Annotated in this window: 3 protein-coding genes; 1 reads left to right on the forward strand and 2 read right to left on the reverse strand. The window is 47.7% G+C overall.

The features are described 5' to 3' along the window. The first annotated feature begins 526 nt into the window (after positions 1-526). Positions 527-2,056, forward strand: coding sequence for a chromosomal replication initiator protein DnaA (gene dnaA / locus Q0294_RS01595; protein WP_299460156.1), 1,530 nt, complete (start codon positions 527-529; stop codon positions 2,054-2,056). A gap of 26 nt (positions 2,057-2,082) precedes the next feature. On the opposite strand, the gene Q0294_RS01600 is transcribed toward dnaA, so the two are convergent. Together Q0294_RS01600 and Q0294_RS01605 are read right to left on the reverse strand one after the other, a co-directional pair. Then, positions 2,083-4,101, reverse strand: a complete 2,019-nt coding sequence (locus Q0294_RS01600; protein WP_299460159.1) for a tetratricopeptide repeat protein — start codon at positions 4,099-4,101, stop codon at positions 2,083-2,085. Between the two features lie 672 nt (positions 4,102-4,773). Continuing rightward, positions 4,774-5,399, reverse strand: a 626-nt coding sequence (locus tag Q0294_RS01605; RefSeq protein WP_299460162.1) for a hypothetical protein, incomplete at its 5' end; no start/stop codon positions are given.

The raw sequence follows: 5,399 nt of genomic DNA on the forward strand, positions 1-5,399 counted from the left end.
GCATGGATTACTCGAAGCCCAGGCCCACGGTCAAGTCGCTGTGATCCTCGCAGTTGATCACAAAAATTCCTATGCGATAAAGATTTATGAAGAATTAGGATTTGTCAGACAAAACACTTTAAGCGTTCACGCACGGCTACGTTCCCAATTTCCGGAAAAAAAACAGGAAATTCATTAACATGTTTTGAACAAGCAGCCGCCTGCCTTTTCAACTTTTTTTCCGGCAAACCTGTCATTTTCTGCTGGTAAAACAGCTTTAGATTTCGGTCTGAAAATTCTGAAGAAAATCCTCTCCGTTTCTGTTTGACTCTCTGACAATTCAAGCTAGTATCAGAGCCACTGAATGAGTAAACGTAGCGTCGTCGAAGACTAATGCCTTAAATCTTTAATGACGCTGTAAACAATGGAGCTTTTTAGCGCATCATTTCCTGATACACCTCACAACCATGATCGATACGGGAAAAGCAGGAATTCGCTTTTCCTTGTATTATGGGTGGAAATTTTGCGCGCGGGGGGAGGGTGCAAGATGCAACCCACGTCTTTGGCAGTGGAGGGTACGCTTTATGCTTCGTCAACAAAGCAACCAACGGAAGCCAAGCTGGGGCCTGCTACAACCGGATCGAATGAGCAATCAATTTACCAATTGCTTGCGCGACAGGTCGGTGAACGCAGCTTCCAGAACTGGTTTGCAGGAAAAGTCAGTCTCAAACTGGAAGGGAGTTTCCTCGTCATAGGAGTCGCCAGTCCGTTTTTACTGACCTGGATGCAAAAAAAGTTTTCTTCCCAGATTATCGCGACAGCCATCGCCTGTATTGGTCCGTCGGCTGAATATCGCTTCGTCGTCAATCCCGATCTAGTCGGAGTTACGCAGAACAGTCTCCCCAAAGCAGCCTCGGTGCTTACCGCTGTCGAAGGTTCGGCTCCGGCTGCTGTTGGCGCATGTGAAAAGCATACCGAGCGAGAACACGCACGCACTGATCAGAATCAAATCAAAAAACAAACAGCAGCCTATAAAGGAAGACACTTTTCTGATCTTTCTTCCTTTGTGACGGGAAAATCAAATCAGCTGGCCTACATGGCTACTCTTCAAGCCAGTGATCAACCAGGCGCGCTCTACAATCCGCTGTTTATTCACGGTGGAGTCGGAGTCGGTAAGACGCACCTGCTGGAAGGATTCTACCGTAAGATCCGGCAACTGTATCCTTCTCTGCAAGTGGTATTTCTCACTGCAGAATCATTCGGGAACTATTTCTCGAAAGCGTTACAGGAAAGATCTCTGCCCGGCTTTCGTCAAAGATTTCGTAACGTGGATGTACTCATTATAGATGACATCGATTTTTTTGAGTCTAAACGAATCTTTCAGGAAGAACTGCTACATACAATCAAACACTTGGAAAGCCACGGCCGGCAACTCGTTTTCTCGTCAGACAGGCACCCGCGACTGTTGACTAAAATGAGTGAGGAACTGACCACACGCTTTCTTTCCGGATTAGTTTGCCGGATTGAATCGCCTGAAATCGAACTGCGACTCGCCTTAGCCCGTCAGCGTGCCTTGAAGTTAAAAACACTCATTACTGAAGGTGCACTCGAATATGTCTCACGCCGATTTACCAACAATGTGCGGGAACTGGCAGGCGCGATCAACTGTTTGCAGACTTATCATGTGATGACCAGACAGAAAATCACAACCTCGATGGCACGCCAGATTCTGTCTGATCTCGAGCGCGATTGTATTCGGATCATTAAACTGGATGATATCAAACAGATCGTCTGTTCCACCTTTGGCGTTTCCGAGACAGACTTGAAATCGTCTCGCAGAGCCCGGAATGTCAGTCAACCTCGGATGCTGGCCATGTTTCTGGCCAGGAAACTGACTCAGGCCGCTTACAGTGAAATCGGTGAATTTTTCGGCGGACGCAATCACAGTACTGTGATGTTCGCGGAAAAACAGGTGCGAAAATGGCTCGAGAACCGTTCTTCGATTCATGTCGCACTGCAGGAATGGACTACGGCAGAAATCATTGAATCTCTGGAACAGCAGTTGTTGGCCAGTTGATCTACTGAGTTGGAATGGCGTCCCGCTTAGTACTGACCTTGCTGAACGGGAAACTGATTAGGCGAAACGGGCTGCTGAGATCCCCATTGAAAGGACGATGGTGCCAGTTGGTTTGCGTTCTGGTTGAATGAATTCTGGCTGCGATTGATCGCAGGGTTCATTCCGTTCTGATACTCGTTTCCTGGAACCCCCTGATTCATGCCCGGGTTCAAAGTACGCATATTGGCCGGTGCTACTGCTTGATTATGGGAATACATCGCCGACTGAGGTAATGCGGAAGACACCTGTTGAAAGCCTCCTGCATTCCAATTCTGCTCAAAGGAATTCTGACCATTCAGCTGTGGAGACTGCTGGCTGGAAAATTCATATCCTGCCTGTCTGATTCCCATCGCTGCCTGCTGCTGATAGAGCGGTTGCCCGACCTGTGACTGCCGAATAGTTTGCCCGCCCGCTTGATAAACATTCTGTTCTGCCACCTGTGCTGAAGCTGGCAGCAGACTGTTAGCTGGAAACTGTGCGCTCATCAATCGTGAGTTATTCGTGTTCTCCTGCCCGTTTACTGCAACGGGAAATATCTGACCTGGCCCCAGGTTCATTCCGGTACGAGCCGCTTCCCGGATCAGTTTCTGATCATTGCTCTGCTGCATACTTTCTGAATTCGGGTCTCTTTGTTGAGCCGGAAGCTGTGTTGAATTCATGCGGTAATCGGGAAACTGTCCCGGAACCTGGTATTGATTTCCATACATAGGCTGTCCCGCCTGGGGAAAATTGGTCGGCATGTTCTGTTGAGGAATCTGCTGTCCGTTCATTTGGGAATCGCCATAAGGCACGTTCTGATACTGCTCCTGTCGAATCGGCTGTCCTCCCTGGGACATACGATTCTGATATTGTTGCTGCTGTGCCTGCTGATTTTGCTTCTGCTGTTGTTCTTTCATTGCCCAATAATTTGATGCTTCAACTGCCTGGGCGATCCCCGGATCACCGACTGGGGGCCAAGCCTGAATTTGGGGTGTTCCGCTAGCAGGTACCGAAATCGATTCTGCCGCATTATTGACTGCCAATTGACGAGTATCCGCAACCTTTCCGGTAGGAACCGGATATCCATTTACCTGGTTTGTCATAATCTGATTTGGCATAATGGATGGCAACTGTTGAGGAGTCCCCCGGGCCTGCATTGCTTTTTCCCGCTCACGCTTCATCATTTCTGCAATCTGCAGTGTCGGATTCGCATCTGGCGGATTCAGTATGGGGGGGTTCTGTTCTGCATGGCGTTCGCCGACAGCAGATTGTATCTGTTGATTATAATTTGACTGAAACTGCCCGACCGGTTGAATTCCTGGGACAGTATTCTCTGGGGCAACCATCTGCACATGATGCTGGGTCGTCATATTTCCCTGAGCTACGCTATTGTTGGGATCAACACCGGGAAACAGTTGAGCAAATTTAAGTTGTGCTTGTGCTTCTCCACTCGTCATACGAAACAGAGCCAATGCCTGATCGTACTGACCTGCGCGGCCGTAGAACCAACCGAGATGATCGAGTGACCGGGAATGACCGGGTTGAAGCTTGAGTGCCTCATGTAAATATTTTTCACCATAATCATCGCGTCCCTGCAACATGTAAGAATAGCCGATATCACTGAGAAGATTCACGTTCGAAGAATCTATTTTTAATGCTCTCAGGTAATAAGCTTCTGCTGCAGGATAATTCTGCTTTTTATCTTCAATAATGGCAAGACGATGTAATGCTTCAAAGTTGGCGGGATCGAGAGAAAGGACTCGTTGATAATACCCCTGAGCCTTCTCAATATTTCCAGATCGGTCTGCATCATACGCCAGATTCAATTCATTCTGCACTGTCGGACCATCAGACTGCCTGGAAGATTGTTGTGTCGAATTCAGAGGCAAGGCCTTGGATTCCACTGCTGATGGAAGACGATTTTGTCTTTGCTCTTTTACGGAATGTTCTGCCAGGCTGACAGGTGAATCAACCTGACCATGCCTCCGGTTCCTGTCTGAACGTACTTTCGCCCGTTCTTCAGCCATCGCTTCTCTTAGTTTTTTCTGAATGGCAGATTCGGGATCCTTTTCAGAACTATTCTGCGCCAGCGTATCCGATGATTGAGAATGGCGCGCAAAAGGAGCAGACTGACATCCACACCACAAAATGCAGGGTATTGTCAGTATAAATATATGTTGAAACATTCGAGTTTTCATCGGGTATCAACCTTGGCTCAGCGAATTCAGATCGCTCTGTTTCGTTCTGTTCAATAATTTTTCAAAGCGTTCAATCATAATGATGCTCACCACAAACACAATCTGAAAAACACAGCTCAAACAACTGGTTTTTGCTGGTAGAGATGGCTTAATGGTGAAGCTTATTCTGCTGGATTGACAGCAAAGAAAAGTGAAATTGTAAATTGGGGAAGGGAATATGAGAGAGAGAGAAAGGAGTTTGTCTGAGATTAAGGCAGGGATTCTATGCCGATTTTCTATTCGTGTCGATACGAATTTTGAAACAAATTCTCCAGCCAGATGCCCAGGAACGATGCAATGATTACGGACAGCGTTTCACATAAAAGAAAAACACTCTCATTTCTCCTAAGCCGCTATGTAGCAGGCATTTAAAAACGCCGCAAAAGATATTCTCCTGCGGCGTTTGTGATCTTATTTTGGAATACCATGAATCGGGCTTATCTCATGCAGATTCAGTTCAGCTTAAAAACCGAACCCACCGCCGCCGCCGCCACCACCAAATCCACCGCCGCCGCCGCCACCGCCACCGCCGCCGCCAAATCCGCTATTGAGTCCTCCACGGGTGGAAATGAATCGGTAGTAATCGATTTCCGCCTCGCGTGAATTCAAAGATCGGCCATAGGGAGTTGAGACAATGGTACGTTGATCTGCATCCTGGTTTCCAAGATCTGTTAAAATCCGGGCAATCAGTTGTCGTCGATAGGCGTCTAACTCAGGCGCATAATTATTATCACTGCGTTCCACAATCACCGGATAAGGAGCACTTCTCATCCGTGCTCCAATTTCGAGAATGTGATCTTTCCCGTTTGTGGTGAGCTCTGCACTGTTCTCGACGAATTCATTTCGATTGATGATAAAATCGACCGCTTCCGCATTGGATTCCATTGTGTGATAATGCGCACGATTCACACTGCCCAGCGGATAGACTTCGGGAATCGCTAACGAGCGTTTATGTAACCCCCAATTGCCGCCACCGCCGCCCCAGCGGCAACAGCCTGCAACCAGCAACATGCAGGAAGCAGAAAGAAACAGTTTTTGAAATATTGATAGTCGGGCCATCATGTCCCTCAATTGTTTTTTGTAACGAC

Source organism: uncultured Gimesia sp. (assembly GCF_937919775.1).
GTDB lineage: Bacteria > Planctomycetota > Planctomycetia > Planctomycetales > Planctomycetaceae > Gimesia.

Excerpts from the sequence above, each read along its gene's own strand:
- dnaA (WP_299460156.1), top strand. The coding sequence starts at position 527 with ATGCAACCCACGTCTTTGGCAGTGGAGGGTACGCTTTATGCTTCGTCA.
- Q0294_RS01600 (WP_299460159.1), bottom strand. The coding sequence starts at position 4,101 with ATGGCTGAAGAACGGGCGAAAGTACGTTCAGACAGGAACCGGAGGCAT.